The 25,084-nt window shown below is 64.3% G+C and carries 26 protein-coding genes and 1 pseudogene; 10 read left to right on the top strand and 17 right to left on the bottom strand.

Going from position 1 to position 25,084, the window contains the following annotated elements; translation table 11 throughout:
• Positions 1–28: 28 nt before the first annotated feature.
• The gene (locus NLM25_RS12120; protein ID WP_254117020.1) at positions 29–262 is read right to left on the bottom strand and encodes a hypothetical protein; all 234 of its coding nucleotides are present in this window, start codon (positions 260–262) and stop codon (positions 29–31) included.
• 186 nt (positions 263–448) lie between these two features.
• A complete protein-coding gene (locus NLM25_RS12115) occupies positions 449–1,426 on the bottom strand; it encodes a magnesium transporter CorA family protein (RefSeq protein WP_254117019.1) in 978 nt (325 codons plus the stop codon).
• Positions 1,427–1,751: 325 nt separating this feature from the next.
• Here NLM25_RS12115 and NLM25_RS12110 point away from each other — a divergent pair, with 325 nt between their 5' ends.
• Positions 1,752–2,438, top strand: coding sequence for a L,D-transpeptidase (locus NLM25_RS12110; protein WP_254117018.1), 687 nt, complete (start codon positions 1,752–1,754; stop codon positions 2,436–2,438).
• Positions 2,439–2,474: 36 nt separating this feature from the next.
• Here the strand turns inward: NLM25_RS12110 and NLM25_RS12105 are convergent, their stop codons facing one another.
• Positions 2,475–3,584 (bottom strand): extensin family protein, encoded by a 1,110-nt coding sequence (locus NLM25_RS12105; protein ID WP_254137120.1) that lies wholly within the window; start codon positions 3,582–3,584, stop codon positions 2,475–2,477.
• Between the two features lie 65 nt (positions 3,585–3,649).
• Here NLM25_RS12105 and NLM25_RS12100 point away from each other — a divergent pair, with 65 nt between their 5' ends.
• Together NLM25_RS12100 and NLM25_RS12095 are read left to right on the top strand one after the other, a co-directional pair.
• Entirely contained in the window at positions 3,650–5,278 is a 1,629-nt protein-coding gene (locus tag NLM25_RS12100) for a fatty-acid--CoA ligase (RefSeq protein ID WP_254137119.1), read from the top strand.
• A gap of 220 nt (positions 5,279–5,498) precedes the next feature.
• Positions 5,499–6,353: a DUF1499 domain-containing protein gene (locus tag NLM25_RS12095; RefSeq protein WP_254117015.1), complete on the top strand. Its 855-nt coding sequence runs from the start codon at positions 5,499–5,501 to the stop codon at positions 6,351–6,353.
• 116 nt (positions 6,354–6,469) lie between these two features.
• Here the strand turns inward: NLM25_RS12095 and NLM25_RS12090 are convergent, their stop codons facing one another.
• The 4 genes from NLM25_RS12090 to NLM25_RS12075 all read right to left on the bottom strand — a co-directional run bounded on the left by NLM25_RS12090 (position 6,470) and on the right by NLM25_RS12075 (position 11,908).
• Entirely contained in the window at positions 6,470–7,387 is a 918-nt protein-coding gene (locus tag NLM25_RS12090) for an MBL fold metallo-hydrolase (RefSeq protein WP_254137118.1), read from the bottom strand.
• 187 nt (positions 7,388–7,574) lie between these two features.
• Positions 7,575–8,789, bottom strand: coding sequence for an acyl-CoA dehydrogenase (locus tag NLM25_RS12085; RefSeq protein WP_254117013.1), 1,215 nt, complete (start codon positions 8,787–8,789; stop codon positions 7,575–7,577).
• Between the two features lie 139 nt (positions 8,790–8,928).
• A complete protein-coding gene (ribB, locus tag NLM25_RS12080) occupies positions 8,929–10,005 on the bottom strand; it encodes a 3,4-dihydroxy-2-butanone-4-phosphate synthase (protein WP_254137117.1) in 1,077 nt (358 codons plus the stop codon).
• Positions 10,006–10,177: 172 nt separating this feature from the next.
• The gene (locus NLM25_RS12075) at positions 10,178–11,908 is read right to left on the bottom strand and encodes a cation:proton antiporter (RefSeq protein ID WP_254117011.1); all 1,731 of its coding nucleotides are present in this window, start codon (positions 11,906–11,908) and stop codon (positions 10,178–10,180) included.
• A gap of 91 nt (positions 11,909–11,999) precedes the next feature.
• Between NLM25_RS12075 and NLM25_RS12070 the strand changes: the two genes are divergently transcribed.
• Both NLM25_RS12070 and NLM25_RS12065 read left to right on the top strand, forming a co-directional pair.
• The gene (locus NLM25_RS12070) at positions 12,000–12,503 is read left to right on the top strand and encodes a DUF3124 domain-containing protein (protein WP_254141165.1); all 504 of its coding nucleotides are present in this window, start codon (positions 12,000–12,002) and stop codon (positions 12,501–12,503) included.
• 125 nt (positions 12,504–12,628) lie between these two features.
• On the top strand, positions 12,629–13,861 hold the full coding sequence (locus NLM25_RS12065) for a PLP-dependent aminotransferase family protein (RefSeq protein ID WP_254137116.1): 1,233 nt from the start codon (positions 12,629–12,631) through the stop codon (positions 13,859–13,861).
• 4 nt (positions 13,862–13,865) lie between these two features.
• Here NLM25_RS12065 and NLM25_RS12060 read toward each other — a convergent pair whose 3' ends face one another.
• Positions 13,866–14,138 carry a helix-turn-helix domain-containing protein gene (locus NLM25_RS12060; RefSeq protein ID WP_254137115.1) on the bottom strand — a complete coding sequence of 91 codons (273 nt, stop codon included), beginning with the start codon at positions 14,136–14,138 and terminating at the stop codon, positions 13,866–13,868.
• A 157-nt stretch (positions 14,139–14,295) separates the two neighbouring features.
• On the opposite strand from NLM25_RS12060, the gene NLM25_RS12055 reads away from it, so the two are divergent.
• Both NLM25_RS12055 and NLM25_RS12050 read left to right on the top strand, forming a co-directional pair.
• Positions 14,296–14,748: a hypothetical protein gene (locus NLM25_RS12055; protein ID WP_254137114.1), complete on the top strand. Its 453-nt coding sequence runs from the start codon at positions 14,296–14,298 to the stop codon at positions 14,746–14,748.
• A gap of 96 nt (positions 14,749–14,844) precedes the next feature.
• Positions 14,845–15,072, top strand: coding sequence for a hypothetical protein (locus NLM25_RS12050; RefSeq protein ID WP_254137113.1), 228 nt, complete (start codon positions 14,845–14,847; stop codon positions 15,070–15,072).
• Positions 15,073–15,141: 69 nt separating this feature from the next.
• On the opposite strand, the gene NLM25_RS12045 is transcribed toward NLM25_RS12050, so the two are convergent.
• Positions 15,142–15,960: an aldo/keto reductase gene (locus NLM25_RS12045; protein ID WP_254137112.1), complete on the bottom strand. Its 819-nt coding sequence runs from the start codon at positions 15,958–15,960 to the stop codon at positions 15,142–15,144.
• A gap of 257 nt (positions 15,961–16,217) precedes the next feature.
• Between NLM25_RS12045 and NLM25_RS12040 the strand changes: the two genes are divergently transcribed.
• Entirely contained in the window at positions 16,218–16,439 is a 222-nt protein-coding gene (locus tag NLM25_RS12040) for a hypothetical protein (RefSeq protein WP_254137111.1), read from the top strand.
• Here NLM25_RS12040 and NLM25_RS12035 read toward each other — a convergent pair.
• The 4 genes from NLM25_RS12035 to NLM25_RS12020 all read right to left on the bottom strand — a co-directional run bounded on the left by NLM25_RS12035 (position 16,436) and on the right by NLM25_RS12020 (position 20,456).
• Positions 16,436–18,010: an alkaline phosphatase gene (locus NLM25_RS12035; protein WP_254137110.1), complete on the bottom strand. Its 1,575-nt coding sequence runs from the start codon at positions 18,008–18,010 to the stop codon at positions 16,436–16,438. The two genes, NLM25_RS12040 and NLM25_RS12035, sit on opposite strands and share 4 nt — an antisense overlap.
• Positions 18,011–18,129: 119 nt before the next feature.
• Positions 18,130–18,549: a hypothetical protein gene (locus tag NLM25_RS12030; protein ID WP_254137109.1), complete on the bottom strand. Its 420-nt coding sequence runs from the start codon at positions 18,547–18,549 to the stop codon at positions 18,130–18,132.
• A gap of 104 nt (positions 18,550–18,653) precedes the next feature.
• Complete coding sequence (locus NLM25_RS12025) at positions 18,654–19,655, bottom strand: nitronate monooxygenase family protein (RefSeq protein WP_254137108.1); 1,002 nt, start codon at positions 19,653–19,655, stop codon at positions 18,654–18,656.
• 63 nt (positions 19,656–19,718) lie between these two features.
• Positions 19,719–20,456, bottom strand: a complete 738-nt coding sequence (locus NLM25_RS12020) for an SDR family oxidoreductase (RefSeq protein ID WP_254137107.1) — start codon at positions 20,454–20,456, stop codon at positions 19,719–19,721.
• 165 nt (positions 20,457–20,621) lie between these two features.
• Between NLM25_RS12020 and NLM25_RS12015 the strand changes: the two genes are divergently transcribed.
• Positions 20,622–21,086, top strand: coding sequence for a helix-turn-helix domain-containing protein (locus tag NLM25_RS12015; RefSeq protein WP_254137106.1), 465 nt, complete (start codon positions 20,622–20,624; stop codon positions 21,084–21,086).
• 79 nt (positions 21,087–21,165) lie between these two features.
• Here the strand turns inward: NLM25_RS12015 and NLM25_RS12010 are convergent, their stop codons facing one another.
• The 4 genes and pseudogenes from NLM25_RS12010 to NLM25_RS11995 form a co-directional block, all read right to left on the bottom strand.
• Positions 21,166–22,785 carry a DHA2 family efflux MFS transporter permease subunit gene (locus NLM25_RS12010; RefSeq protein ID WP_254137105.1) on the bottom strand — a complete coding sequence of 540 codons (1,620 nt, stop codon included), beginning with the start codon at positions 22,783–22,785 and terminating at the stop codon, positions 21,166–21,168.
• Positions 22,782–23,935, bottom strand: a pseudogene (locus NLM25_RS12005) (efflux RND transporter periplasmic adaptor subunit). Before NLM25_RS12005 ends, NLM25_RS12010 begins: the two are co-directional and overlap by 4 nt.
• 196 nt (positions 23,936–24,131) lie before the next feature.
• Positions 24,132–24,290 (bottom strand): hypothetical protein, encoded by a 159-nt coding sequence (locus NLM25_RS12000; protein ID WP_254116997.1) that lies wholly within the window; start codon positions 24,288–24,290, stop codon positions 24,132–24,134.
• 25 nt (positions 24,291–24,315) lie between these two features.
• On the bottom strand, positions 24,316–24,690 hold the full coding sequence (locus NLM25_RS11995) for a PRC-barrel domain-containing protein (protein ID WP_254137104.1): 375 nt from the start codon (positions 24,688–24,690) through the stop codon (positions 24,316–24,318).
• Positions 24,691–24,843: 153 nt separating this feature from the next.
• Between NLM25_RS11995 and NLM25_RS11990 the strand changes: the two genes are divergently transcribed.
• Positions 24,844–25,071 (top strand): hypothetical protein, encoded by a 228-nt coding sequence (locus tag NLM25_RS11990; RefSeq protein ID WP_254116996.1) that lies wholly within the window; start codon positions 24,844–24,846, stop codon positions 25,069–25,071.
• Positions 25,072–25,084: the final 13 nt, after the last annotated feature.

Below are 25,084 nucleotides of genomic sequence, written 5' to 3'. Positions count from 1 at the left end.
CTGGATCGCCCGCCCTTCCTTCCGGTCCTCAATCGACTCGAATCCGACGCGACCGTTTGCGCAGACTTGAAGCTGCAGCACTTGGAGCGGCAACGTTCAACGCAGTCGAGCAGTCGTCGTCGTTCTCGCCATCGAGCAGCGGAGCACCACAGTGCCGGCACATCCGTGCCGACAACGACGGCGCCTTGCCGCTCGCCAGGACCTGACGATAACTCGCCAGATCGATGACGTTGCGGGGCGTCGTTATGTGTTTTTCAACCATGGCTGTTCCTCGCGGCTAACATGCTGCTTATCGCAGACAAGTTTCGCGCAAACGTTCAGCCCACTGCTCAAATTTTACCGGAGGAATTGGGGCGGCGCGCACACATCACGGCGCGGCCGCAATCCCGCTCTATTCTGCGACACCAACCGCCATGTCTCTACGACCGGCGTAAGGTATCGGTAGGTATTAAAGCCACTTCTTCCACTTGAAGATCCAGTACGGAACGATGGCGGCGAACAGCATCATGACGATCGCCATCGGATAGCCGTGCACCCATTCGAGTTCCGGCATCGACTTGAAGTTCATGCCGTAGATCGAGGCGATCAGCGTCGGCGGCATCAGGACAACGGCCATGACCGAAAACAGCTTGATGATGTTGTTCTGCTCGAGATTGACGACGCCGAGCATGGCGTCGAGCACGAAGGTGATCTTGCTGGAGAGATAGGAGGCGTGGTCGGTCAATGACGACACGTCGCGCTGCATGGTCTTGAGCTGCTCGCGCATGTCCTTCGACCATTTCACGCCCTCCACCACCGCGGACAGGAAGGTGACGACGCGGCCGATCGACACCAGGCTTTCGCGAACCTTCGAGGTCAGGTCGCCCTTGCGGCCGATCGAGATCAGGATCTGGGAATATTGCTTGGCGTGGCCGTGGCGCTCGCTCTCGGGCTCGAAGATGTCGTGGCTGACCTGGTCGATCTCGGCGCCGCAGCGCTCCAGGATGTCGGCGCAGCGGTCGATCACGGCGTCGAGGAGTTCCATCAGCACCATCTCGCCGGTGATCGCAGGCGTGCAGGAACGGGCCAGCTTGGCCTCGACCAGCGCAAACGGCTTGGGCTGGTCGTAGCGCACCGTGACGAGGCGGTGGTCGCCGAGAATGAAGGTCACGGCCGTGGTCCGGGGCATGTCGGTATCGGAGTGGCACATCAGCGTCGCCGTCATGTAGCGCGCGCCGTTCTCGATATAGAGGCGGCTGGAGATCTCGATCTCCTGCATGTCCTCCCGGGTCGGGATCGCGATGCCCGAGAGCCGCTCCACCGCCTTGTCCTCCGCCGCGGTCGGGTTGACCAGATCGATCCACACCGCGTGCTCCGGAACCGCCGCGAGGTCCTCGACGACGGCCTTCTTGAGAGTGGAGTCGGAGGGAACGAACACAGAAAACATGCACAACTCCAGCAGGGGCCTGCGACAGACTGACAGCCCTTAGCGCGATTCTGACAAGTTCATGATGACAAGCACATTAACGGAGCGTTTGCATTTGTGGCGGCACCGTGGCCCGGAATCGACAGTTCGGCATCCCACGCCCAAAAATCAGCCCAAAGCTGCAAAACTTGCGGCAAAAAAGCCACAGCTCGGGTCTCGCAGCGCGGGAAAAGGTCCGAAGCGCTGGAATTGTGGCAGATTTCAACGATAATAGGACCCAACGGAGTCGTGGTTTGGGCTCGCTCAAGCCCCACGAAAGCATGTTGTTGTCGATTGGAACCAAATCATGTCGTCGCTGAAAGTTAAGCTGGGTATTTTGGCCGCTGGCCTGATGCTGTCGGGCTGCATGCAGGCCACACATTTTGAGGCGACCGACACCAAGGCCTTCAAGCCGAAGGACAAGGAACTCCTCGCCAAGGTCCGGTATGAGAACACCCCGGTCGCCGAGCCGTTCCGCCGCGCCATCGTCGATTACCACCGTAAGGAATCGCCGGGCTCGATAGTGGTCGATTCCGACAACCACTATCTCTATTACGTGCAGGATGGCGGCAAGGCGATCCGTTACGGCATCACCGTTGGCGAAGAGGCGATGGCCTGGTCTGGCATCGCCAAGGTGGGCAGCAAGACCGAGTGGCCGGCCTGGCATCCGACCCCGGGCGAAATTTCGCGCCTGGGCGTGCCGACCTATGTTGCGCCCGGCCCGGACAATCCGATGGGCTCTCGCGCGATCTACCTTTATTCCGGCGGGAAGGACACGTTGTTCCGCATCCACGGCACCAATCAGCCGGAATATATCGGCGCCTCGATCTCGTCAGGCTGCATCCGCCTGACCAACGAAGACGCGATCGATCTCTATGATCGCGTGAAGGTCGGCACCATCGTCGTGGTGCTCGAGCCGAAGCACGGCGACTCGCCCTACAATTCGCGCCTTGCGCTCGGCGGCGGCCAAATGGGCCAGGCGGGCAGCTACTGATCAGCTCCTGATCTCAGACATTCAAAAGCGCCGGTTTTACCGGCGCTTTTTCGTTGCCGGCTTGTGCGGCTGGGCTTTCTTGCGGTCGGCCGCCGGTTTGTCCGCAGGCGCAGGGGGGTTCTGCGCCGCCTCGTCATCAGCCCCGTCCTTCGCCTCGGGCTTGGCCTCGGATTTGGCCGCGACCTCGCGCGGCGGCGCCTCCTCGGGCCGCTCCGCCGGCAGCAGCGGAGCGACCTGCGGCAGGGGATCCCAGACATTCCACTGGCAGATCCGGTAGTCGTTGCGCCGCTGCGCCAGGTCGAGATGGATGTGGTCCTCGTGATACCAGTCCGAGCCCGGGCCAAGCACGGTGGAGAAGCGCGCGCAGACCGAATGCAGCACGCGCTCGCGCACATCGCGCGACAGGCTGCGGTCGGTCAGGCCGATCGACTGCCCGTTGGTGAGCTTGACGGCGCGGACGTCGAGCGCGTTGGCCTTGCCGTGCTCGGACAGCATCGCCCCCACGACGCGGTTACGGCCCCGGCATTCGAAGCTGTCGAAATTGTCGAGATCGCTGATGGTCGAGCCGAGGCTGGTGGCCAACGGCACCATGTCCTTCCGAATCCAATCGGCGATCGCGGACGCCATGGTGCAGCGGAGGACAGCCGCCGGCTTGACCGCCACCTTGCGCTTGTCCGGCAGCACGATGGCTTCGAGCCGCACCAGGTCCTCGCCGCCGCAGGCACCGGGGCCGCGAATATCGGGAATGGACGGCGCGACCGCGATCTCATCGGTCAGCGCAAGCCGGCAGGCCGAGACCTGCTTCTCGGGTGGCGGCGCGGCCTCGGCGGGCTTGGTGGCATTCGGCTTGTCGGGAGAAGGTTTTCCGTCGGTCTGCGGAGGGGTCTCGTCCGCCGCCTTGGGGGCCTCTTCCGGGCGCGGTTTTGGTAGCGGTATCTTGGCAGGTATCCTGGCTGGATGAACCGATCCGCGCGGCCGTGGCGTACCAAGGCCAAAGATATCGAACGGCGACGCGTATTTTCGCGCCTCTGCCTTCTCGGCGAGCACAAGCGACAGCCCCAGCGCGGCGGTAACCATTGCCGCGCCGGCGGACATATAGCCGCGACAAGACCATTTGCGGCGAAAGTCCGGCAGGCTAAAACTCATGACAATTCTTTGGCCCAGCGCTGAGAGCGACAACCCGCCCAGCGAATTCTCGGAGGAACGACGGAATGCTTGGTTTGATGCAAGATTGGCCCCTGCTCTGCCACCGGATCATCGAACACGCCGCCAGGATTCATGGCAAGCAGGAGGTCGTTACGCGATCGGTCGAGGGACCGATCCATCGCACCACTTATGGCGAAATCCACAAGCGCGCGCTCAAGGTCTCGCAAGTGCTGGAGCGCGACGGCATCAAGCTCGGCGACCGTGTCGCAACGATCGCCTGGAACACCTGGCGCCATCTCGAGGTCTGGTACGGCATCATGGGGATCGGCGCTATCTGCCATACCGTCAATCCCCGCCTTTTCCCCGAGCAGATCGCCTGGATCATCAATCATGCGCAGGACCGCATCGTGATGACCGACATCACCTTCGTTCCGGTCCTGGAGAAGATCGCCGACAAGCTGCCGAGCGTGGAACGCTACGTCGTGCTCACCGACAAGGCGCACATGCCGCAGACGACGCTGAAGAATGTGGTCGCCTACGAGGACTGGATCGCGGAGGCCGACGGCAACTTCAGATGGAAGGACTTTGACGAGAACACGGCAGCCGCGATGTGCTACACGTCCGGCACCACGGGCGATCCGAAGGGTGTGCTGTATTCGCATCGCTCCAACGTGCTGCATGCGCTGATGGCGAACAATGTCGATGCCCTCGGCACCAGCGCGTCCGAGACAATGCTCCCGGTGGTGCCGCTGTTCCATGCCAATAGCTGGGGCATCGCGTTCTCGGCACCCTCGCAAGGCACCAAGCTGGTGATGCCCGGCGCCAAGCTCGACGGCGCCTCGGTCTACGAGCTGCTCTCGACCGAGAAGGTGACGCACACGGCGGGCGTGCCCACCGTGTGGCTGATGCTGCTGCAGCACATGGCCGCCAACAATCTGAAGCTGCCGGACCTGAAGATGGTGATCTGCGGCGGCTCGGCGATGCCGCGCTCGATGATCAAGGCCTTCCTCGACATGGGCTCGAACGTGCGCCATGCCTGGGGTATGACCGAGATGAGCCCGATCGGCAGCGTCGCGGCGTTGAAGCCGCCGTTCCAGAATGCGACCGGCGATGCCAAACTCGACGTGCTCCAGATGCAGGGCTATGCGCCCTTCGCGGTGGAGATGAAGATCACCGACGATGCCGGCAAGGAATTGCCGTGGGATGGTACGACCTTCGGCCGCCTGAAAGTTTCCGGCCCCGCCGTCGCCAAGGCCTACTTCCGCATCGACACTGACATCCTCGACGAGGAAGGCTTCTTCGACACCGGCGACGTCGCGACCATCGACGAGGCCGGCTACATGCGGATCACCGACCGCTCCAAGGACGTGATCAAGTCCGGCGGCGAGTGGATCTCCTCGATCGACCTCGAAAACCTCGCGGTCGGCCATCCCGCCGTTGCGGAAGCCGCGGTGATCGGCGTGTTCCATCCCAAATGGGACGAGCGGCCGCTGCTGATCGTGCAGCTCAAGCAGGGCCAGCAGGCCAGCCGCGAGGACATCCTGAAGTTCATGGACGGCAAGATCGCCAAATGGTGGATGCCCGACGACGTCGCCTTCGTCGACGGCATTCCGCACACCGCCACCGGCAAGATCCTGAAGACGGCGCTGCGCGACCAGTTCAAGGATTACCGCTTTCCGAACGCCGCGGCGTAACGGGCAGCACTCACCGTCATTCCGGGATGGTCCAAAGGACCAGACCCGGAATCTCGGGATTCCGGGCTCGATGCTTCGCATCGCCCCGGAATGACGGTTCGTCCGGGCAGTAACAGTCCGGTCTCCCTTGAATTTGCCCCCGGGCCGTGGTCTCAACGGCCCATCGTCGTGCCAAATCGGCCGGCACCGCCCCCAAAAACCCCGGCAGAAGCGTCACCCGATGGCCCGCAGGTTTTCCACTCCCTATCAGTCGGAGCCCGTGTCCAGCCTCGCGAGCTGGGCGCGTAATCTGGCCGTGTTCGCGGTGGTGGCAGTGGTGGTCTCGATCATCATCGTCCGCTTCGACTTCCTGGAGATGAAACCGGCGCTGATGACGTTCTTCGCCGGGCTTGCGATCGCCGGCCTCTCGATCCTGTTTGGGCTCGCGGGCTTTGCCGCGATCTGGCAGAACGGCTCGCGCGGCATGGCGCGCATCCTGCTCGCCTTCCTCATCGACGGCGCGATCCTCGCTTATCCGGCTTATCTCGGCCTGCAATACCGCAAGCTGCCTCCGATCTACGACATCACCACCAACCCGATCGACCCGCCGCGCTTCGACGCGCTGTCGCACGTGCGCACCGGGGATGGCACCAACACCGCCGTGTATGCCGGCCTCTATTCGGCCGAGCAGCAGCGCCAGTTCTATCCCGACATCGAGCCGATCGAGCTGGAGATCCCGGTCGATCGGGCCTATGCGATCGCGCGCCAGCTCGTCATCAAGCGCAAATGGCTCGTCATCGACGAGCGTGAGCCGCAGCCGCCGCGCCGCATCGGCCGCATCGAGGCGGTGGCACGGACGCCGATCATGGGGTTCCGCGAGGACGTCTCGATCCGGGTCGTGCCCGACGGTGACGATTCCCGTGTCGATATCCGCTCGGCCTCGCGCTATTTCGACAGTGATTTCGGCAGCAACGCCGCACGCGTCAAAAAATTCATCGACGATCTCAACACCGCCGCCGACGCCGACGCGCTGAAACCGGTGAAGAAGACGCCGGTCGCACCGCCGAAGGCACCGGCGAAGACGGTGAAGAAGTGACGCGATAGCGTCATCCCGGGGCGCGCGATAGCGCGAGCCCGGGATCCATTCATCCACCGGCGCTGCGGCCCGACGGATTCCGGGTTCGATGCTGCGCATCGCCCCGGAATGACGAGCTAAGCCATCCGGTACGTCCCGCCGATCACAGGGTCGCCATCCGTCGTCACCACGCCGCGCGCGACCAGATCTTCCAGATGCGCCAGGACGGAATAGCCGGCGGCCGTCGTCAACCTGGGATCGATGCCGATATAGATCGCGCGGACCATGGTCGGGATGTCGGTCTCGCCCTTGGCGAGGCGGTGCAGGATCGAGGCTTCGCGCGCCTTGCGGTGGCGGATCAGGAAGCGCACGAAGCGCTGGCCGTCCGGGATCTCGGGGCCGTGGCCGGAGAAATACAGATCCTCCTCGCGCGCGGCGAGACGATCCAGCGACTCCATGTAGTCGATCATCGAGCCGTCGGGCGGCGCCACGATCGAGGTCGACCAGCCCATCACGTGGTCGCCGACGAAGTTGAATTTCCGCTCGGGCCAGGCGAAGGCGAGATGATTGGCGGTGTGGCCCGGCGTCGCCACGGCCTCCAGACGCCAGCCGTCGCCCTCGACCACGTCGCCATGCGCGATCCTGATATCGGGCGAGAAATCGCGGTCGGCGCCGGATTCCGGATTGTGCTTCTCGCTCTCGAAGCGCGGGCGCGAGGCACGGTGCGGGCCCTCGGCATAAACAGGCGCACCGGTCGCCTGCTTGATCCGCGCGGTGTTCGGCGAATGGTCGCGGTGGGTGTGGGTGACGAAGATATGGCTCACGGTCTCGCCGCGCACCGCATCGAGCAGCGCCGCCGCATGCGCCTCGTCGTCCGGGCCGGGATCGATGATCGCGACGTTGCCCTGGCCGACGATGTAGCTGACCGTGCCGGTGAAGGTGAACGGGCTCGGATTGTTACAGAGCACGCGCCGCACGCCGGGACGGACTTCCTCGACGACGCCGGCTTTAAGCGGAAAGTTGCGGTTGAACGGGACGTCGTCGTTGTCGGACATGAGACTTCCTGTGCACTGCTGCCCCAACACTCGCCGTCATACCCCGCGAAGGCTGGGTATCCAGTACGCCGTGGCGCCGGTGGCGAAGGCAAGGTCTCTGGGATACTGGATCGCCCGCCCTAGTGCGCAATTGCGCACGGGGCGGGCGATGACAGCTGAGTAAAACAACGGCCACGGAATACGCGGCTCAGAAAAACGCCTGGATGCCCGTGATCGCACGTCCCAGGATCAGGGCGTGGACGTCGTGGGTGCCCTCGTAGGTGTTGACCGTCTCGAGGTTATGGACGTGGCGCATCACGTGGTACTCGGCCGAGATGCCATTGCCGCCATGCATGTCGCGGGCGACGCGGGCGATGTCGAGGGCCTTGCCGCAATTGTTGCGCTTCATGATCGAGATCATCTCGGGCGCGAACTTGCCCTCGTCCATCAGGCGGCCGACGCGAAGCGAGCCCTGAAGGCCGAGCGCGATCTCGGTCTCCATGTCGGCAAGCTTCTTCTGCACCAGCTGGGTCGCAGCGAGCGGCTTGCCGAACTGCTTGCGGTCGAGCGTGTACTCGCGGGCGCGGTGCATGCAGTCCTCGGCGGCGCCGAGCGCGCCCCAGGAGATGCCGTAGCGGGCGCGGTTGAGGCAGCCGAACGGGCCCTTCAGGCCGGAGACGTTGGGCAGCAGGGCGTCCTCGGGAACCACGACGCCGTCCATCACGACCTCGCCGGTGATCGAGGCGCGCAAGGACAGCTTGCCGCCGATCTTCGGCGCGGAGAGGCCCTTCATGCCCTTCTCCAGCACGAAGCCGCGGATCTGGTTGTCGTGCGCGGCCGACTTGGCCCAGACCACGAACACGTCGGCGATCGGCGCGTTCGAGATCCACATCTTGCTGCCGGTCAGGCGGTAGCCGTCCGAGACCTTCTCGGCGCGGGTCTTCATGCCGGCCGGATCGGAGCCGGCGTCGGGCTCGGTGAGGCCGAAGCAGCCGACCCACTCGCCGCTGGCGAGCTTCGGCAGGTACTTCTTGCGCTGGTTCTCGTCGCCATAGGCGTAGATCGGGTACATCACCAGCGAGGACTGCACCGAGTTCATCGAGCGATAGCCGGAATCGACCCGCTCGATCTCGCGCGCGACGAGACCGTAGGCAACGTAGCTCGCATTCGCGCAGCCATATTCCTCAGGCAGCGTAATGCCGATCAGGCCGAGCTCGCCCATCTCGTTGAAGATCTCGCGGTCGGTCTTCTCCTCGAGATAGGCCTTGGTGACGCGCGGCAGCAGCTTGTCCTGGGCGTAGGCGCGGGCGGTGTCGCGCACCATGCGTTCGTCTTCGGTGAGCTGCTCGTCGAGCAGGAACGGATCGTCCCACTGGAAAGAAGCCGCAGCCGGCTTGTCCTTGGCCTGAGGGCGCACGCTCATGAAACGTCCTTTCGTCTGGTTCCGTCAAAAATTTGCCCGACAAAGTAAAGCGCCGCGGCAACAAGTGCAATTGCGTTGCAGAAGTACGGGTCTGCGTGAATCCCGGGGACGCGCGGCGCGCGAGCCCGGAATGACAGCGCTAGCTTTCAAGCTGCTCGTTGGCGACGATCTCGATGCCGAACCCCGACAGACCCTTGTAGTCGTGCACCGAGGAAGTGAGGTGGCGGATCGAGGTGACGCCGAGGTCGCGCAGGATTTGCGCGCCGACACCGACCTCGCGCCACTGGCGGTTGCGGTCCGCCTCGGTCGCGCTCTCATCGGGCAGCGGGGCAACGGGGACGCCGGCGGCACCGTCGCGCAAGTACACCAGGACGCCGCGACCGGACTTCTTGAAGTGCTCGAGCACCGCCGTCATGCGCTTGTGGCCGGTGAAAATGTCCTTGACGATGTTGGGCTTGTGGAAGCGCGTCAGCACGTTCTTGCCGTCGCCGACGCCGTTATAGACGAACGCGACGTGGGCGATGGAATCGAACGGCGAGCGGTAGGCATAGCCCTGAAGCGGTCCGATCGGGCTTTCGGTGACGAAGGTCGAGACCCGCTCGATCAGCTTCTCGCGCACCTGGCGATAGGCGATCATGTCGGCGATGGTGACATGCTTGAGCTTGTGCTGGGCGGCGAAGCGGGCGACCTGCTCGCCCTTCATCACGCTGCCGTCGTCATTCATCAGCTCGCTGATGACGCCGACCGGCGGCAGGCCGGAGAGCTTGCACAGATCAACCGCGGCCTCGGTATGGCCGGAGCGCAAGAGCACGCCGCCGTCCTTGGCGATCAGCGGGAAGATGTGGCCGGGACGGGCGAAGTCGTTGGCGCCGACATTGGGATTGGACAGCGCGCGGCAGCACGAGGCGCGCTCTTCGGCCGAGATGCCGGTGCCGCCGTCGGGCTTGTAGTCGATCGAGACCGTGAACGCGGTGGTGTGCGCGGAATCGTTGTGGGCCACCATCGGATCGAGCCGGAGGCGGCGCGCGTCCTCGGTGGTCACGGGCGCGCAGACGATGCCCGAGGTATGGCGGATGATGAACGCCATCTTCTCGGCGGTGCAGAGCGAGGCGGCGACGATCAGATCGCCCTCGCCCTCGCGGTCCTCGTCGTCGGTGACGACCACGAGCTCACCACGGGCAAAGGCCTGCAAGACTTCCTGAACGCTATCGGGCATTTCCCAATCTCTATCGGTTATGGCCGGGAGGCTTAGCCGGACTTGGGCCGGGGCGCTAGTGTCCTGGACGCAACCACATATTCCGGGCGGCGGGCCTGTCAGGGGCAGGCTTGCACCGAAGATGCCAGAGATATAGGCGCAAATAGCCGGGCCGGAAGGCGGCCGGGCGCCGTCAGGGCAGCACTTCGCGCCGCTCGCCAAGCCGCTGATCGAGCTCGGCGCGCTTGTCGGCCAGAAGGCCGGCCTGGGCGGCTTCGATCACGGTAAACAGCTCATGAGCGTCGCTGAGCCGGGTCACGGTGACATAGCTGGCGCCGGCCGCGTAGAGTTCGCCCACATCCGACAAGAGATCGGCCGTGGCGACGATCATGGCGGTCGGATTGAGGGTGCGGACGTGGCGGACCAGCTTCTCGTTGCTGGCGCCCTTCAGAAGCGCATCCGGCACGCTGAGGATGATCATCTCGGACTTGCCAACGCCGGCGTGGAGCAGCGTGTCGGCGCTGCTGATGTCGCCATAGATCACGTGCAGGCCGCGCGACACCAGGGTCTGGTACACATTGGGGTTGAAGTCGACCACGGTGATCTGCTCGAGCAGCACCGGTGTCTGCCGCTCGATCTCGGCGAGAAGCGCGCTCGCCGCACGGAAAAAGCCGAGGATGACGATGCGGCGGGCCTCGCCATGGCCGCCTTCGTGCCCCTCCTCGCCATGGCCGTTGCCGTGGTCGAGATCGCGCAGGCCGATCCGCTTCAGGGGGCCGATCGCCCAGCGGGTGATCTCGTCGCTGCGGGTCATCACGAAGGTCGAGAGCACCGCCAGCACCACGAAGGCGAAGGAGGCCGCATTCGCCGTTTCGGCCGCGATATGATGGTCGGCGACGCCGGTCTGGATCACCACCAGCGAGAACTCGGATATCTGCGCGAGGTTGAGGGCCGGCAGCAGGCTGGCGCGCAGCCCCTGCTTCATCAGGTAGAGCGGAGCGAAGGTGGTGACGAGACGGCTCACCACGGTGAATGCCGCGATCATCAAGGCGAGCCCGATCACGGAGAGACCGGGCACGGGAATGGTCATGCCGAGCGCGACGAAGAACAGCGTGATGAAGAAGTCACGCAGCGTGGTGACCTTGGCAGTGACGTCGAGGGCGTAAGGGAAGGTCGAGAGCGAAACGCCGGCGATCAGCGCGCCCATCTCGCGCGACAGCGACAGCCGCTCCGCGGTCTCGGCGACGAGAAAGCACCAGGCAAGCGCGCCAAGCAGGATCAGCTCGGGACGGCGGGCGATCTGATGGAACAGGCGCGGCAGCACATAACGGCTGACCAGCAGCGCGGCGGCCACCAGCACGGCGACGCGGCCGATCGAGAGCAGGATGACGCTGACCTCGAGATTGGCAAGGCTCGGCTGCACCGCCAGGAACAGGATCGCGAAGATGTCCTGGAGCACCAGCACGCCGAGCGTGATGCGGCCGGGCAGCGTGTCGAGCTCGCGTTTCTCGTAGAGCACCTTGACGATGATCACGGTGCTCGACAGCGCGCAGGCGACGCAGAGATAGACCGCATCGAAATGCCCGCCGCCGAACGACAAGCCGATGCCGGCGAAGAACAGCGCCCCGAGCAGGCAGCCGCCGAGCAGCTGACCGCCCGCCGCGAACAGGATCACCTTGCCCGCCCGCACAATCTTCTTCAGGTCGATCTCCAGACCGATCATGAACAGCATGAAGATCAGGCCGAGCTCGGAGATGACGCTGATCGATTCCTGCGACTTGACCCAGCCGGCACCGAATGGACCTATGCAAAAGCCGGCGATAAGGTAGGCCAGGATCAGCGGCTGCCGCGAGAAATGGGCGAGCAGGCCCAGCATCCAGGCAAACAGAATACAGAGAGTGATGTCGCGAATGAGTTCGTGCATGCCAAATTGGTCCGTTTTGCCGCACCCTAGAGACGGGTTGCGGTGCGGCAAGCGAGCAATTCGTCACACGCGGAAGGGGCTGTTGGCAGCAATGCTGTTATGCCCCCTTGCCTATGCCGTGCCCGCAGCCGCTCAATCCAAGGTCAATATCGAACAAAACTTTGCCGATTCGCTCACCGCGCTGCCAAAGGAGGAACTTGCCGTCTCCGGCGGGTTCTACGTGCCCGCCTATTCCAGCGTCGCGATGAGCCAGGGAAAGCTGCGTGTCGACTTCTCGGTGACGCTGAGTGTGCACAACGCCTCCGAGACCCAGCCGCTGGTCGTTAAACGCATCGCCTATTTCGACACCACAGGCAAGCAGGTCGAGACCTACCTGAAGGCTCAGGTGGCGCTGAAGCCTCTGGCCACGGTCTCGATCTTCATTCCGACCGACGACGTGCGGGGCGGGACCGGGGCCAACTTCCTCGTCGATTGGGCCGCGACCAGTGAGATCGCCGAGCCGGTGGTCGAGGCCTTGATGGTTGGCGGCGTCGCCAATGCGCATTACGCTTTCATCAGCCAGGGCCGTCCGACCAGGACGGTCGGTAAGAAGTAAGGCCCGTCCGACCAGGACGGCCGGCAAGAAGCAAGGCCGCCCACCCGGGCGGCCCGCGAGAAAGAAAACAAGCGGGTCGGTGCAACGCTGGCCGCTCAACAAGAACAGAAACGAGGAACGCCCCCATGACGTCCAGCTTCGATTTCGCGCCCCTGTTTCCCGCAGGGCTGCCGGCCCCTTCTGCGCGCTGGACGGGCCTTGCCAAGTACAGCTTCGTCGGCGGCAACAACGATTCCGAGCAACTGCCGCTCGATGGCCTGATCGAGGCGACCAACCAGGCCCTGCAACGCGAGGGCCGCTCGCTCGCCACTTACGGGCTGGCGCATGGCCCCCAGGGCTACCTGCCCTTGCGCGAATTCCTGGTGACAAAACTGAAGCGCGATGCCGGCATCAACTGCACGGTCGACGATCTCATGATCGTCTCGGGCTCGCTCCAGGCGCTCGACCTCGTCAACGCGACGCTGCTGACGCGCGGCGATACCGTGATCTTCGAGCAGGACAGCTATCAGGGTTCGTTGACCCGCCTGGCGCGGCTCGGGGTCAATGTAGCAGGCGTCCCCCTCGACAAGGACGGCATGCGCATGGATGTGCTGGCCTCGACGCTGGCCGACCTCAAGGGCCGCGGCATCCGTCCCAAATACATCTACACCATCCCGACCGTGCAGAACCCGACCGGCAGCATCATGCCGGAGAGCCGGCGCGCCGAGTTGCTGCGGCTGTCGGCGGAATACGGCGTGCCCATCTTCGAGGACGATTGCTATGCCGATCTCGTCTGGTCGGGACAGCGGCCGCCGGCGATCTACGCGATGAGCCCGAACGGCGGCGTGATCCACATCGGCTCGTTCTCCAAGTCGATCGCGCCGGCACTGCGCGTCGGCTTCATCGCCGCGCCCTGGGATGTGATGTCGCGGATGCTGGCGCTGAAGACGGATGCCGGCTCGGGCGCGCTGGAGCAGATGGTGCTGGCCGCCTACTGCAAGCCGCATTTTGCGACCCACGTGCCGGCACTGACGAAGGCGCTGCGCACCAAGCTCGACACGCTGATGGAGGCCCTCAACGAGCAGTTCGGGACAGCGGCGGAGTTCGAGGAGCCGAAGGGCGGCATCTTCCTCTGGGTGAAGCTGCCCGACCAGGTTGATACGCTGAAACTGTATCAGGCCGCGCTCGCCGCAGGCGTCTCGATCAATCCGGGACCGGAATGGTCGACCAACAAGACGCATTCCAGCTCGCGTCTGAGACTGTGCTTTGCAAGCCCCTCGCATCAGCAGATCCGCGAGGGCGTCGCCGTGCTGGCCGAGGTCTGCCGCAAGGAGTTCGGCGTGCCGGCCCGCAGCGCGAACGTGGAGAAGCGGGCCTAGGGCTTCAGGCGACCTGTGGCTGGCTGCTATGGATCGCGGAGGCCAGCCGCAGCAACAGCACGATCGAGACGTTGCCCTTGCCGGCCTCGATCTGGGCAATGTAGCGCTCGGAAATCCCGGACCGGCGGGCCAGCTCCCGGCGCGACAGCTCGCAACGCGCGCGCGAGGACCTCAAGCGCTCGCCCAGCTCGGCCAGAAACGCCGTCTCGGAATAAGGCGGCGCGGCGCAGCTCCCCGGCAGCACCTCGCCCGCGAAATCCATGACTTGATTCAGCATCGGTCTATCCAATTTCGCCTTCGGGAGCGCCATCCTAGCCTTGATATGACCGACCTCATTGACGCGGATCAAATTCGCGCGCGATTGGTAGCTGGCGTGGACGATCGCGAACGGGATGCTACACTTTGGAATTCTTCGAGGCGGGGTTTTTCAGGAGATGACACGTTGTTTGAGCCGCTGGATCACGGCGGCATCGCTGTGGATTGCGTTCGCGCCGGCGGCCGGCGCCGAGACGCTCGCGGCGACGGTCGAGCAATGGGGCCTGCTCGGCTCATGGGCGATCGATTGCGCGGCCCGGCCGGACCGCGACAAGGGCTCGCTCCTGACTTACGAGATCCGCAAGGACGGCCGGGTGATGTACCGGCGCGATTTCGGCGAAGCCAAGGACGAGAACGAAGTGGTGTCCGCCACGGTCGATGCCGGAGGCCTGCTCAATGTGATGGTTTACTTCCCCTCGCTACGGCAGACGCGTGAATACGGCCTGCTGCTGTCCGAGCAAGGCAGCTTGCGCGCGATCTACAATCGCAGCGAGCGCGGTGTGTACACCATCAAGGACGGCAAGTACGTCGCGACGGGCGCGCCGACGCCTTCACAGCAACGCTGCGATTAACCACCCTGAACATCCGTTCAGAAATCTCCTCCATTTTCTCCGGAACGTTCACACGCATGCGCCGTTCTCATTTGCATTGAATTGGAGGAGGACAGCATGAAGAAGGTTGGTTATGTGGTTGCGGCTCTGGGTGCGCTCGTGATCGCTGCGCCGACGCTGGCAAGTGCGGAGACGGTGGTGATCAAGCATGGTTATCATCACGGCCCGTACGGCGCCCGCGCCGAATACGGCATGCATCGCGATCACGGCTGGCATCGCGGTTGGCATCATCGCGACAACAAGGTCGTGGTGATCAAGCGCAGCCACCGTCACCACTGGGACTAACGCGCAACGCAACACGGAAATGGCCCCTCGCGGGGCCATTTCTTTGCGTGTTCGAAACATCAGACAAGACTAATCCCACGCCGGCGCAAAGCCGGGATTGACGCAACGCCTGTCCTTCGGCAGCGCCGCGATCTTCTTGCGGTCGGCATCGTCGAGCGTGATCTTCAGCGCGTCGAGATTGGCCTGCTGGCTTTCGCGGCGCGAGGCCTTCGGGATCGCAGCGACGCCGTTTTGGTCGAGCAGCCATTTCAGCGCGATCTGAGCCGCAGTCGCGTTGTGCCTGGCGCCGATCTCGGCCAGCACCGGATCTGATGCAATCCGCCCCTGCGCGAGCGGGCAATAGGCGACCAGCGGGATCGACCTGGCGTTGAGATAGGCCAGCACCTTCGATTGATCGAGCATGGCGTGATATTCGATCTGGTTGCAGGCGATCGGCGCCTTGATGTCCTCGACCACGGTCCTGAGCAGCGCCGTATTGAAATTGGCAACGCCAATCGCCCGCGTGCGCCGCTCCTCCTTCAGCTTCATCAGGGTCTCGAACACGGCGCCCCAGTTCGCGGCCTTGGACGGCCAGTGCACGAGATAGAGGTCGACATGATCGAGCCTCAACTTCTGCAGGCTGGCATCGAAGGCGCGACGGATCGCGTCGGGGCTGAGGTTCTCGTGCCAGACCTTTGTCGTGACATGCAGCTCGGCGCGCGGCAGGCGGGCCGCTGCGAGCGCGGCACCGATCGGCTCCTCATTGGCGTACATCTCGGCGGTGTCGATGTGGCGATAGCCGATCGAGAGTGCGCTCTCGACCGCGGCGCGGCAGGCATCGCCCTGCAAGCGGAAGGTGCCGAGGCCGAGCTTGGGCATGCTGATGCCCTGTGTCTTCAGATTGTCCATGAAACAGGCTCCTGAGATATTTCAGCCCGCCGGATGCACGCGGTGAGGCCGCGGGAACAGACTCTTCGGTGATGGAAAAGAGATGGCGGGAGCAGACAGTATAGCGCGGGAGGCGCGGGGCGGCCAATCAAGATCGGGTTAGCGAGATAGCCGACGGGTATCGCCGCGACAGCCAAACGGCATTTCAGATCAGCGCCCTCTCCTGTCAGCATCCCATCATCGCGGTCATTCTGGCCGCGCGCGACACGGAGACGACCATGAAAACGATCTTGACCATCACGGCTCTGGCAGCCGCCCTCGCCAGCGCCGCATCGGCGCGGGCCGACGGCTTCGCCTATACTGGCTCGCCCAAGCAAGGGGAATTCTTTGTCCGGCAACCGACCGCACCGCAGATGCCGCCTTGGATGAATGCGCGCGCCGAAGCTCCGCAAACCGCTCCCCGGCCCGTGCGCGGCGGCATTGGCCTGCGTATGCCCTAGGAATGCTGCGCGACCACGGCCGGCCGGGCCTGCGGGTGCGGCACGATGTCGACCGACCAGAGGTCGCGATTGTCGACGTCTTTCAAGGTCACCGTCATGACGCCGCTGCGGCCGTCGATGTCGACGCGGCCGAAGAACTGCAGGCCGAAGCACGGCGCCAGATTCTCGCCCTGCGCTTCGCTGCACCCGTTCTGGTACATCGCGACCGGGCCAAAGGTGTCGTCGAGCTCGCCCGGTCCCCAGGTGCCGGCATGCAGCGGGCCGGAGACGAACTCCCAGAACGGCTCAAAATCCTGGAATTGCGCCTTGTTCGGATCGTAGTAGTGCGCGGCGGTGTAGTGCATGTCGGCGGTGAGCCAGACGATGTTGCGGATGCCGGCGCTCTTGATCGAGGCGAGGAGATCGGCGATCTCATGCTCGCGCCGGTCCGGCTGGCCATTACCGAGCGCGACGGCATCCAGGCTCACGAGGCCGATCGGCAGGTCGGCCGCGATCACCTTCCAGGTCGCGCGCGAGCCGGCGAGCTCGCGCTTCAGCCAGGCGAGTTGCTCGGTACCCAAGATCCAGCCGCGGTGATCGTCGCCCTTGTTCCAGCTGTCGTCGCGGTAGCTGCGCATGTCGATCATGAAGACATCGAGCAGCGGACCGTAGGCGATCTTGCGATAGACCCGGCCCTGCCGCGCGCCGATGTCGCGGATCGGCATGAAGTCGAAGAAGGCGCGGCGGGCGCGTGAGACGAGGCGCGGGGTGCCGTCATCCTCATAGCCGGCCTCGTCATAGCTGCCGGTGGGCGACCAGTCGTTGGTGACCTCGTGGTCGTCCCACTGCGCGAACATCGGGACGTCCGCGTGGAACGCGCGAAAATGCTCGTCGAGATGATTGTATTTGTAGTTGCCGCGGAACTGCGCCAGCGTATGCGCGACCTCGGCCTTTTCCTCAGTCACCAGATTGCGCCAGGTCTCGCCGTTCGGCAGCTTCTGTTCGGAAGGGATCGTGCAGTCGGCGTAGATGTGGTCGCCGGAGTGGATGAAGAAGTCCGGGCGATTGTCGCGCATGGTGCGATAGCTGCGATAGCCGCCGCGCGAGATGTCGATGCCCCAGCCCTGCCCGGCGACGTCGCCCGACCACACGAACGAGATCGACTGGCTCGCTGCCGGCGCGGTGCGGAAATGGCCGACACGGCTTTCGCCGGCAATGCCGCTCGCGATGTCGTCGAAGCGCACGCGATAGAAGATGTCCTGCCCGGGCGGCAGATCGTTCAGCAGCAGCTTTGCAGTGAAGTCGGCATCGGGCAGCGCGTCGCGCGATGCGGATGCAATGATGGTCTTGAAGCTCTCGACGGTCGAATACTCCACCTGCATCCGCGCGGGCCGGTCGGCGCGCGCCCAGACCACGGCCGATCCATCCGAGACGTCGCCGGACTGGATACCGCCCGCGATCTGCGGGCGATCGGCGGCGCGGCTGATGGATGGCTTTGCGAGTGTGCCGAGCGTGGATACGGCGAGACTTGAAGTCGAGCGGACCAGGAACTGCCGCCGGGTCCATGCGCGCGAGGCGCGGAGCGTTGCCATTCAGGAAACCTTCGTCGAATCGCGACGGAAGGTGCCTGCGCTCCTTGACTCCTACCCTTATGGTTTTTTGACTCCGCGCCGACGGTTTTACGACGCGCGGATGACGCGGACAGGCCGGGCTAGCGCTGCCAGTTGCAGATGCCGCCGGAGCGGCAGGGCCAGGTCTGGATGCGGGTATCCCTCGCCTGCGCGTCCAGCGGATTGCCGTGGCGATGCGCGAGCTTGGCGCGGGCAGCGCCGCGCGGCTGGGCGTTCCTGGCATGCGCGACCTTCGGCTCCGCCACATGCACGCGTTCGACGGCGACCTTCTTCGGCACATCGATCGGCTCGGCGCGGGCCTGCGCCTCGTTGCCACCCTTCGCCTCCAACGCGACAGGAGCGAATTGCGTCTCGGGCCCGAGCCGCTTCGGCGACAGCACCGCCTTGGAGAGATCGAGGCCGAGATATTCGTCGGGCTTGTAGTCGTCAGCGCGCGCGATGCCGCCCCATGCGAGCACGAGGGCAATGGCAACTGCAAAAGGAACGCTCTTCAGGACCACGGACGCCTCCTGAAATTGATTAAGGGGTAATTTACCCCTATTTAGGAGGCGTCGCGCGCAATTCCAGCGGGCAGTTCCCGCCGTGGTTAAGAAGTTTGACGGTGTCAGGCGACCTTTCGCGCCGCACCTGTCCCATCGAGGAACCCCATCAGGCGGCTGCGGATGATCTGTTCCGCCTCAGACATGATGCGATCGACGAGTTCCTTGCAGGAGGGAATGTCGCGGATGAGGCCCGCGACCATGCCGCAGCTCCAGGCGCCCGAGTCCATCTGTCCGTCCAGCATGATCCTGGGATAGACGCCCGCGACCTGATCGTGGATGTCGTCGATCGTGAGCTTGTCGCCCTTCTCGTGCTCGATCTCGAGCAGGCGATCGACATTGGCGTTCTTCAGCACGCGCTCGGTGTTGCGCAGGCTCCGCATGATCAGGCGGGTGTCGAGCTCGGTCGCCGTAACAAGCGCGTTCTTCACGTTCTGATGCACCGGCGCTTCCTTGGTGGCGATGAAACGCGTGCCCATGTTCATGCCGGCGGCGCCCAGCGACAGTGCCGCGACGAGGCTGCGGCCGTCGGCCATGCCGCCGGAGGCAACGAACGGAATCTTCAGTTCCTCCGCCGCCCGCGGCAGCAGGATCATGTTCGGGATGTCGTCCTCGCCGGGATGGCCGCCGCACTCAAAGCCGTCGACGCTGACGGCGTCGCAGCCGATGCGCTCGGCCTTCAGCGAGTGGCGGACCGAGGTGCATTTGTGAATCACCTTGATGCCGGCGGCCTTCAGCGCGGGCATGTACTGCTCCGGGCTGCGGCCCGCCGTCTCCACCGCCTTGATGCCACCTTCGACGATGGCCGCGATGTATTCCGGATAGGGCGGGGCCGAGAAGGTAGGCAGAAACGTGAGGTTCACGCCGAACGGCTTGTCGGTCATGTCGCGGCAGCGCGCGATTTCCTTCGCGAGCAGCTCCGGCGTCTTCTGCGTCAGGCCGGTGATGATGCCGAGCCCGCCGGCATTGGAGACCGCGGCGGCGAGCTCGGCAAAGCCGACGAAATGCATGCCGCCCTGGATGATGGGGTGCTCGATGCCGAACAGTTCGGTGATCGCGGTCTTCACGTAAGCTTCCTCCCCGATTTCGGTTTGTGTTCTGGTCAGTCTAGCCGCAGTGCCGTGCCGCGGTCACCATTTCTCTCCGAACGGGCGGATCTCCATCTCGAAGGTCCAGGCGCTCTTCGGCTGCTGATAGAGCTGCCAGTAGGCATCCGCGACAGACGACGGCGGCATCAGGAGATCGGGATTGTCAAGCGCATTCGCCCCGAGGGCTTCGAGCCGGCGTTGCCGCACCCACTCGGTATCGACGCCGGAATCGATGATGAGATGGGCGACGTGGATGTTCTTCGGCCCGAGCTCGCGCGCCATCGCCTGCGCCACCGCGCGCAGGCCGAACTTGGCGCTGGCAAAGGCGGCAAAGCCGCTGCCGCCGCGCAAGGATGCGGTCGCGCCGGTGAAGAAGATGTTGCCGCCGCCGCGTGGCAGCATCAGCCGCGCCGCTTCGCGCCCTGCGAGGAAACCGGAATAGCAGGCCATCTCCCACACTTTGCGGAAGACGCGCTCGGTGGTGTCGAGGATCGGGAAATTGACGTTGGCGCCGACGTTGAAGATGCAGACCTCGAGCGGCGCATGCTGGTCGGCGTCGTTGAGGAAGGAGATGATCTCCTCCTCCTTGCGCGCATCGAGCGAGCGCGCGTGGATCTCACCGCCGGAAGCCTCGATGTCCTTCACCAGCGGCGCGAGCTTGTCGCCGTTGCGGCGGCCGGCGAAGACCGTGAAACCTTCTGCGGCAAATTTCTTGGCGATCTCGGAGCCGATGAAATCGCCGGCTCCGATCACGGCTGCTGTCGCGTTTCGCTTGGGCAAGGTCGCCTCCTCCGGTGAGAGCAATCGTGTGTTGGGCAGAAGGCTACAGTTCTAAAATAGAACTGTCAAACCATCCGGCCTAATGCTAGGCTGAACTACGAATATCTCTGATCATTCAAGTCAGTTCCTTTTTCAGACTTAAAAGGACGAGCCGGAGACCGCATCATGAAGTGGGATACGCTGGACGAGGAGCCCTGCTCGCTGTCCCGCACCGTCGCGGTGGTCGGCGACCGCTGGACGCTGCTGATCCTGCGCGAATGCTTTTTGCGCGTGCGCCGGTTCGAGGCGTTCCAGTCCTCGCTCCAGATCACGCGGCACCTGCTCTCGGAGCGACTGAAGAAGCTGGTGCGGTTCGGCATCCTGCGCCGCGTCCCCTATTCCGAGGCGCCCAAGCGCTACGAATACATCCTGACGCAGAAGGGCCTCGACCTCTACCCGATCATCATGGCGATGGTGCATTGGGGCGACACCCACATGGGCGACGAGCGCGGCCGCCCGCTGCTCCACGAGCACAAGACCTGCGGCAAGCAGTTCGACCCGGTGATGGTGTGCTCGGAATGCGGCGAGCCGCTGCATGCGAAACAGGTGCATGTGCATGCGGGGCCGGGGCGGCGGGAAGCGGTGGGGTGAGCGGCGCGCTTCTCAAACGCCGTCATTGCGAGGCGCTCTTGCGACGAAGCAATGACGGGGACAGGCAGCGCCCTTCTCCTCAATGCCCCCGCGCCGGCGCGCCGAGATCGATCGGACGCAGCACCGCCGCCGTCGGAATCATCAGCACAGCGACGATCGCGAGCGTCCAGAACACGTCGATATAGGCGAGGAAGTCCACCTGCTGCTGCAAGGTTCGGCCGACCCATGCGACCGCCTGCGACGCGGCGTCGCTCGCATTCGAACCCTGCGCCTGAAAATAGCGTGTCATCGCATCGATGGTCTGCTGGTAACCGAGGTCGGATGGCGCGGCGTGCTCGATCAGGCGGCTTTGATGAAATTGCTGGCGTTGCGCCAGGACAGTCTGCGCGAGCGCAACACCCATGGAGCCGCCGATGTTGCGGGCGACGTTGATCAGCGCGGAAGCCTGGTTGGTCTTGTCAGGCGGCACACCGTCATAGGACGCGGTCGTCACCGGCAGGAACAGGAATGGCAGGCCCAGCGCGAGGAAGATGCGCGACAGCGCGGCATAGCCGTAGGTGATGTCGCCGGTGAGCCCGGTGAGATGCCACATCGAGAAGGCGACGATGGCGGCACCGAGCATGATGAGATATTTCGGCTGCACGGTGCTGACGAGGCGCCCGACCACCGGCATCAGCACCAGGGTCGCGATGCCGCCCGGTGACAGCGCAAGGCCGGCCAACATGGCGGTGTAGTTCAACTCGGTCTGGAGCAGTTGCGGCAGGAGCTGCGTGGTCGAGATCAGCACCGCGCCGGTGCCGAGCATGACCAGGAAGCAGGCGGCGAACTGCCGCCGGCCGAGCAGGCGGAGATCGACGATGGGATCCTCACGCGTCAGCTCCCACGGGATCAGCGCGATCAGGGAGACAGCAGCGAGCACTGCGAAGAACACGATCACGTTCGAGCCGAACCAGTCGCTGCGCTGGCCTTCATCGAGCACGTATTCGAGCGAGCCGAGCCCGATCGCGACGAGTGCGAAGCCGATATAGTCGACACGCAGGCCCTTGCTCAGCAATTTCTCCCTCTCCTCTTCCGCGCCCGACGGCTCCTTGACCAGCGTGCCGACCAGGAACAGCGAGAGCATTCCCATCGGCACGTTGATCAGGAACACCCAGTGCCAGCTGTACGTATCGGTGATCCAGCCGCCGAGTGTCGGGCCGATCACGGGCGCGACCACCACCGCGACACCGTAGATCGCGAAGGCCTGGCCGCGCTTGTGAGGCGGAAAGGAGTCCGCGAGGATCGCCTGCTCGCTGGTCGCCATGCCGCCGCCACCGAGGCCCTGGAGAATGCGGAACAGCACCAGCGCCTCGAGATTCCAGGCGAAGCCGCACTGCAGCGACGCGATCGAAAACGTCGCCACGCAGATCATGTAAAAACGCTTGCGGCCGATCACGGTCGACAGCCAGCCGGAGATCGACAGCACGATGGCGTTGGCGACGAGATAGCTGGTGATGACGTAGGTGCTCTCGTCGATGCCGACGGCGAGCCCGCCGGCGATGTGACGCAGCGCGACATTGGCGATGGTGGTGTCGAGCACCTCCATGAAGGTCGCGATCGAGACCACGAAGGCGATGAGATAGGGATTGTGCCCGCCGGCCGCCGAGCGCTCCGGCGACCAGCCGCCTGCGGAGGCGCCGTTTTGTGTGGTGTCCGTCATCGCACCCTGGTCCAGGGCACGACCGACATGCCGGGACCGACTGGCAGATCGGCCGGCCAGTTGTCGACCACGATCTTCACCGGCACGCGCTGCACCACCTTGACGTAGTTGCCGGTGGCGTTCTCCGCCGGCAGCAGGCTGAACGCCGTGCCCGAGCCCGGCTGCACGGAATCGACATGTCCCGTGAGCTTGCGCCCGGGATAGGCGTCGATACGGATCTCGACGGGTTGCCCGGACGCATGTCGTTGAGCTGCGTCTCCTTGTAGTTGGCGACGACCCAGACCTCGTCGGGCACGAACATCATCAGGCTCTGCCCCGCCGTGACAAAAGTGCCCTTGGCGCCCGAGAGCTTGACGACCCGGCCGGACTGCGCGGCAACGACGTTGGTGTAGTGCAGGTTCAGCTTGGCCTGATCGAGTTGCGCCTGCGACTGCTGGAGCTGCGCCTTGGCCCCTTCGAGCTGCGCCTGCAGCGTCTTGATGCCGACCTGCGCGGCCGTCACCGCGGTCTTGGCGCGCTCGGTGTTGGCCTGCTGCGCCTGAAGATCGGACCGGGTCTGCTGCTGGCGCTGCACGGTGCCGGCGCCCTTCTCGACGAGGTCCTGGGCACGGGCGAACTCCTCCTGCGAGAACTGAAGCTGGGCTTGCGCCTGTTCGAGCTGCGCCTCCGCCTGCTTGATCTGCTCCTGCTGTGAGACAATCTGCGCCTGGACATTGTCGATGTTCGCCCTGGAGACGGCAACCTGTGCCGTAGCCTGGTCTACGGCGATCCGGTAATCGCGCTCGTCGATTTTGGCGATGAGATCGCCGGCATTGACATGCTGATTGTCCGTGACCGGGATGTCAGTCACGTAGCCGCCAACCTTCGAGGCTACGGAAAAGCTGCGCGCGGCGACGAAGGCGTCATCGGTGGATTCGTAGTGGCGAACTTCGAGCCAGTAGAGCAGACCACCGATCAGGACCGCGAGCAAAATGATGGCGCCGACGGTTGCAAGCAACCAGTGCTCGCGAAGCCGATCACGCAGCGACGGGGTGTTCGCCGGCGCCTGGTCCTTGGCATCGCGGGACTGATCAGGAGATGTCTTCGGAGCTTCCTTCGCCCTCTGCGGCTGCTCCGCAGATGGCCCACGCTCCCGTGTCTGAGCATCCACGGTGAACACCTTTCCAGGGACTGAACTGGCGGCGGAGCGGCCAAGGCCGGCTCACGCGCCGCGAGCCCAACGACAGCCCCAGAGCATGGTTCCGGCCCTCAGAGCACCGCTGTCATTCGTGATTGCACTGCTCAAAAGAAAAAGCGCGGCACCGTGGGTGCCGCGCTCATGTAGATGCTGTCGTCGCACACCTTGCTCAGTGCGTCTTCGTCTCTTGCCACTTCTCGAGGTCGGGCTTTGCCTCCCCCGACTTTTGCTCCTTCTCCGGATTTCCCTTCCAGGGCTTGTTCGTCTGGGTGTGCGATCCCCAGTCAGTCTGACGCCGGGGATCGTCGGTGGGCCGTTCCTTGCTCATGGGAAGCTCCCTTTCCATTCGCCGCTCAAGCGAAGGGAACGCCATAATAGGAGTTGATGCCGCGGACCGCGGCGTCATCGCCCCAGTTCCAGTCGCTGCGTTCGCCATATTTCGGCGCGCCTTCGAGCGACTTCGCGGTGACCGCGGTGACGTAGCCGCCGAGCTCAGTGTCGTATTTCAGCGACTGCCAAGGCAGCGGATAGTGGTCGTTGCCGAGGCCCAGGAAGCCGCCGAAACCGAGCACGGCGTAGGAAACCTTGCCGCTGACCTTGTCGATCATCACGCGTTCGATCGCGCCGATCTTGTTGCGATCAGCGCCATAGACCGATGTTCCCTCGACCTTGTCGCTGCCGATCAACCTGCCCATCTCGGTGCGGTCCAACTCGCCTTGATTCAACATCTCGATTCTCCAATCAGCAAATGTACGGATCAACTTGCGTGAAGGGGTGATCGTTCCTGGGGGCAGGTGCGACATCTCGCGGCCAAACAGGAACATCACGGAAAACGCGCCGTTCTCAATGTCGATATCAGGAAACCGGGAGTGAGGTGAACCATGAGCGACTTCCGCGACATCCAGCATGGCGTCAACGACCCCGTCGATGGCGTCGACGTCAAGCGACAGATCAACACCAACCAGACCCCGCATGAGCGGGCGCAGCGACACGCCGATGTGCGCGCTGATCCGTCGGCCTCGCCCGCAGAACCGTTCCTGCCTGAGAGACTACGGCGCAAGCCGACCGATCCGATCAATCCGCGCACCGGTCGCCATCCGACGGATTAGGAACTTCGGTCTG

Origin of the sequence: Bradyrhizobium sp. CCGB01 (assembly GCF_024199795.1) — a bacterium.
In the GTDB taxonomy this organism is placed as follows: domain Bacteria; phylum Pseudomonadota; class Alphaproteobacteria; order Rhizobiales; family Xanthobacteraceae; genus Bradyrhizobium.
The sequence above is the reverse complement of the archived record's forward strand: the minus strand, read 5'-3'. Positions and strand labels throughout refer to the sequence as shown.

Excerpts from the sequence above, each read along its gene's own strand:
- NLM25_RS12095 (WP_254117015.1), top strand. The coding sequence starts at position 5,499 with ATGGCCCGCAGGTTTTCCACTCCCTATCAGTCGGAGCCCGTGTCCAGC.
- NLM25_RS12120 (WP_254117020.1), bottom strand. The coding sequence starts at position 262 with ATGGTTGAAAAACACATAACGACGCCCCGCAACGTCATCGATCTGGCG.
- NLM25_RS12010 (WP_254137105.1), bottom strand. The coding sequence starts at position 22,785 with ATGACGGACACCACACAAAACGGCGCCTCCGCAGGCGGCTGGTCGCCG.
- NLM25_RS12045 (WP_254137112.1), bottom strand. The coding sequence starts at position 15,960 with ATGGACAATCTGAAGACACAGGGCATCAGCATGCCCAAGCTCGGCCTC.
- NLM25_RS12050 (WP_254137113.1), top strand. The coding sequence starts at position 14,845 with ATGAAGAAGGTTGGTTATGTGGTTGCGGCTCTGGGTGCGCTCGTGATC.
- NLM25_RS12040 (WP_254137111.1), top strand. The coding sequence starts at position 16,218 with ATGAAAACGATCTTGACCATCACGGCTCTGGCAGCCGCCCTCGCCAGC.
- NLM25_RS11995 (WP_254137104.1), bottom strand. The coding sequence starts at position 24,690 with ATGTTGAATCAAGGCGAGTTGGACCGCACCGAGATGGGCAGGTTGATC.
- NLM25_RS12060 (WP_254137115.1), bottom strand. The coding sequence starts at position 14,138 with ATGCTGAATCAAGTCATGGATTTCGCGGGCGAGGTGCTGCCGGGGAGC.
- NLM25_RS12110 (WP_254117018.1), top strand. The coding sequence starts at position 1,752 with ATGTCGTCGCTGAAAGTTAAGCTGGGTATTTTGGCCGCTGGCCTGATG.
- NLM25_RS12015 (WP_254137106.1), top strand. The coding sequence starts at position 20,622 with ATGAAGTGGGATACGCTGGACGAGGAGCCCTGCTCGCTGTCCCGCACC.
- NLM25_RS12055 (WP_254137114.1), top strand. The coding sequence starts at position 14,296 with ATGACACGTTGTTTGAGCCGCTGGATCACGGCGGCATCGCTGTGGATT.
- NLM25_RS12065 (WP_254137116.1), top strand. The coding sequence starts at position 12,629 with ATGACGTCCAGCTTCGATTTCGCGCCCCTGTTTCCCGCAGGGCTGCCG.
- NLM25_RS12035 (WP_254137110.1), bottom strand. The coding sequence starts at position 18,010 with ATGGCAACGCTCCGCGCCTCGCGCGCATGGACCCGGCGGCAGTTCCTG.
- NLM25_RS12115 (WP_254117019.1), bottom strand. The coding sequence starts at position 1,426 with ATGTTTTCTGTGTTCGTTCCCTCCGACTCCACTCTCAAGAAGGCCGTC.
- NLM25_RS12000 (WP_254116997.1), bottom strand. The coding sequence starts at position 24,290 with ATGAGCAAGGAACGGCCCACCGACGATCCCCGGCGTCAGACTGACTGG.
- NLM25_RS11990 (WP_254116996.1), top strand. The coding sequence starts at position 24,844 with ATGAGCGACTTCCGCGACATCCAGCATGGCGTCAACGACCCCGTCGAT.
- NLM25_RS12090 (WP_254137118.1), bottom strand. The coding sequence starts at position 7,387 with ATGTCCGACAACGACGACGTCCCGTTCAACCGCAACTTTCCGCTTAAA.
- NLM25_RS12075 (WP_254117011.1), bottom strand. The coding sequence starts at position 11,908 with ATGCACGAACTCATTCGCGACATCACTCTCTGTATTCTGTTTGCCTGG.
- NLM25_RS12085 (WP_254117013.1), bottom strand. The coding sequence starts at position 8,789 with ATGAGCGTGCGCCCTCAGGCCAAGGACAAGCCGGCTGCGGCTTCTTTC.
- NLM25_RS12105 (WP_254137120.1), bottom strand. The coding sequence starts at position 3,584 with ATGAGTTTTAGCCTGCCGGACTTTCGCCGCAAATGGTCTTGTCGCGGC.
- ribB (WP_254137117.1), bottom strand. The coding sequence starts at position 10,005 with ATGCCCGATAGCGTTCAGGAAGTCTTGCAGGCCTTTGCCCGTGGTGAG.
- NLM25_RS12100 (WP_254137119.1), top strand. The coding sequence starts at position 3,650 with ATGCTTGGTTTGATGCAAGATTGGCCCCTGCTCTGCCACCGGATCATC.
- NLM25_RS12070 (WP_254141165.1), top strand. The coding sequence starts at position 12,000 with ATGCTGTTATGCCCCCTTGCCTATGCCGTGCCCGCAGCCGCTCAATCC.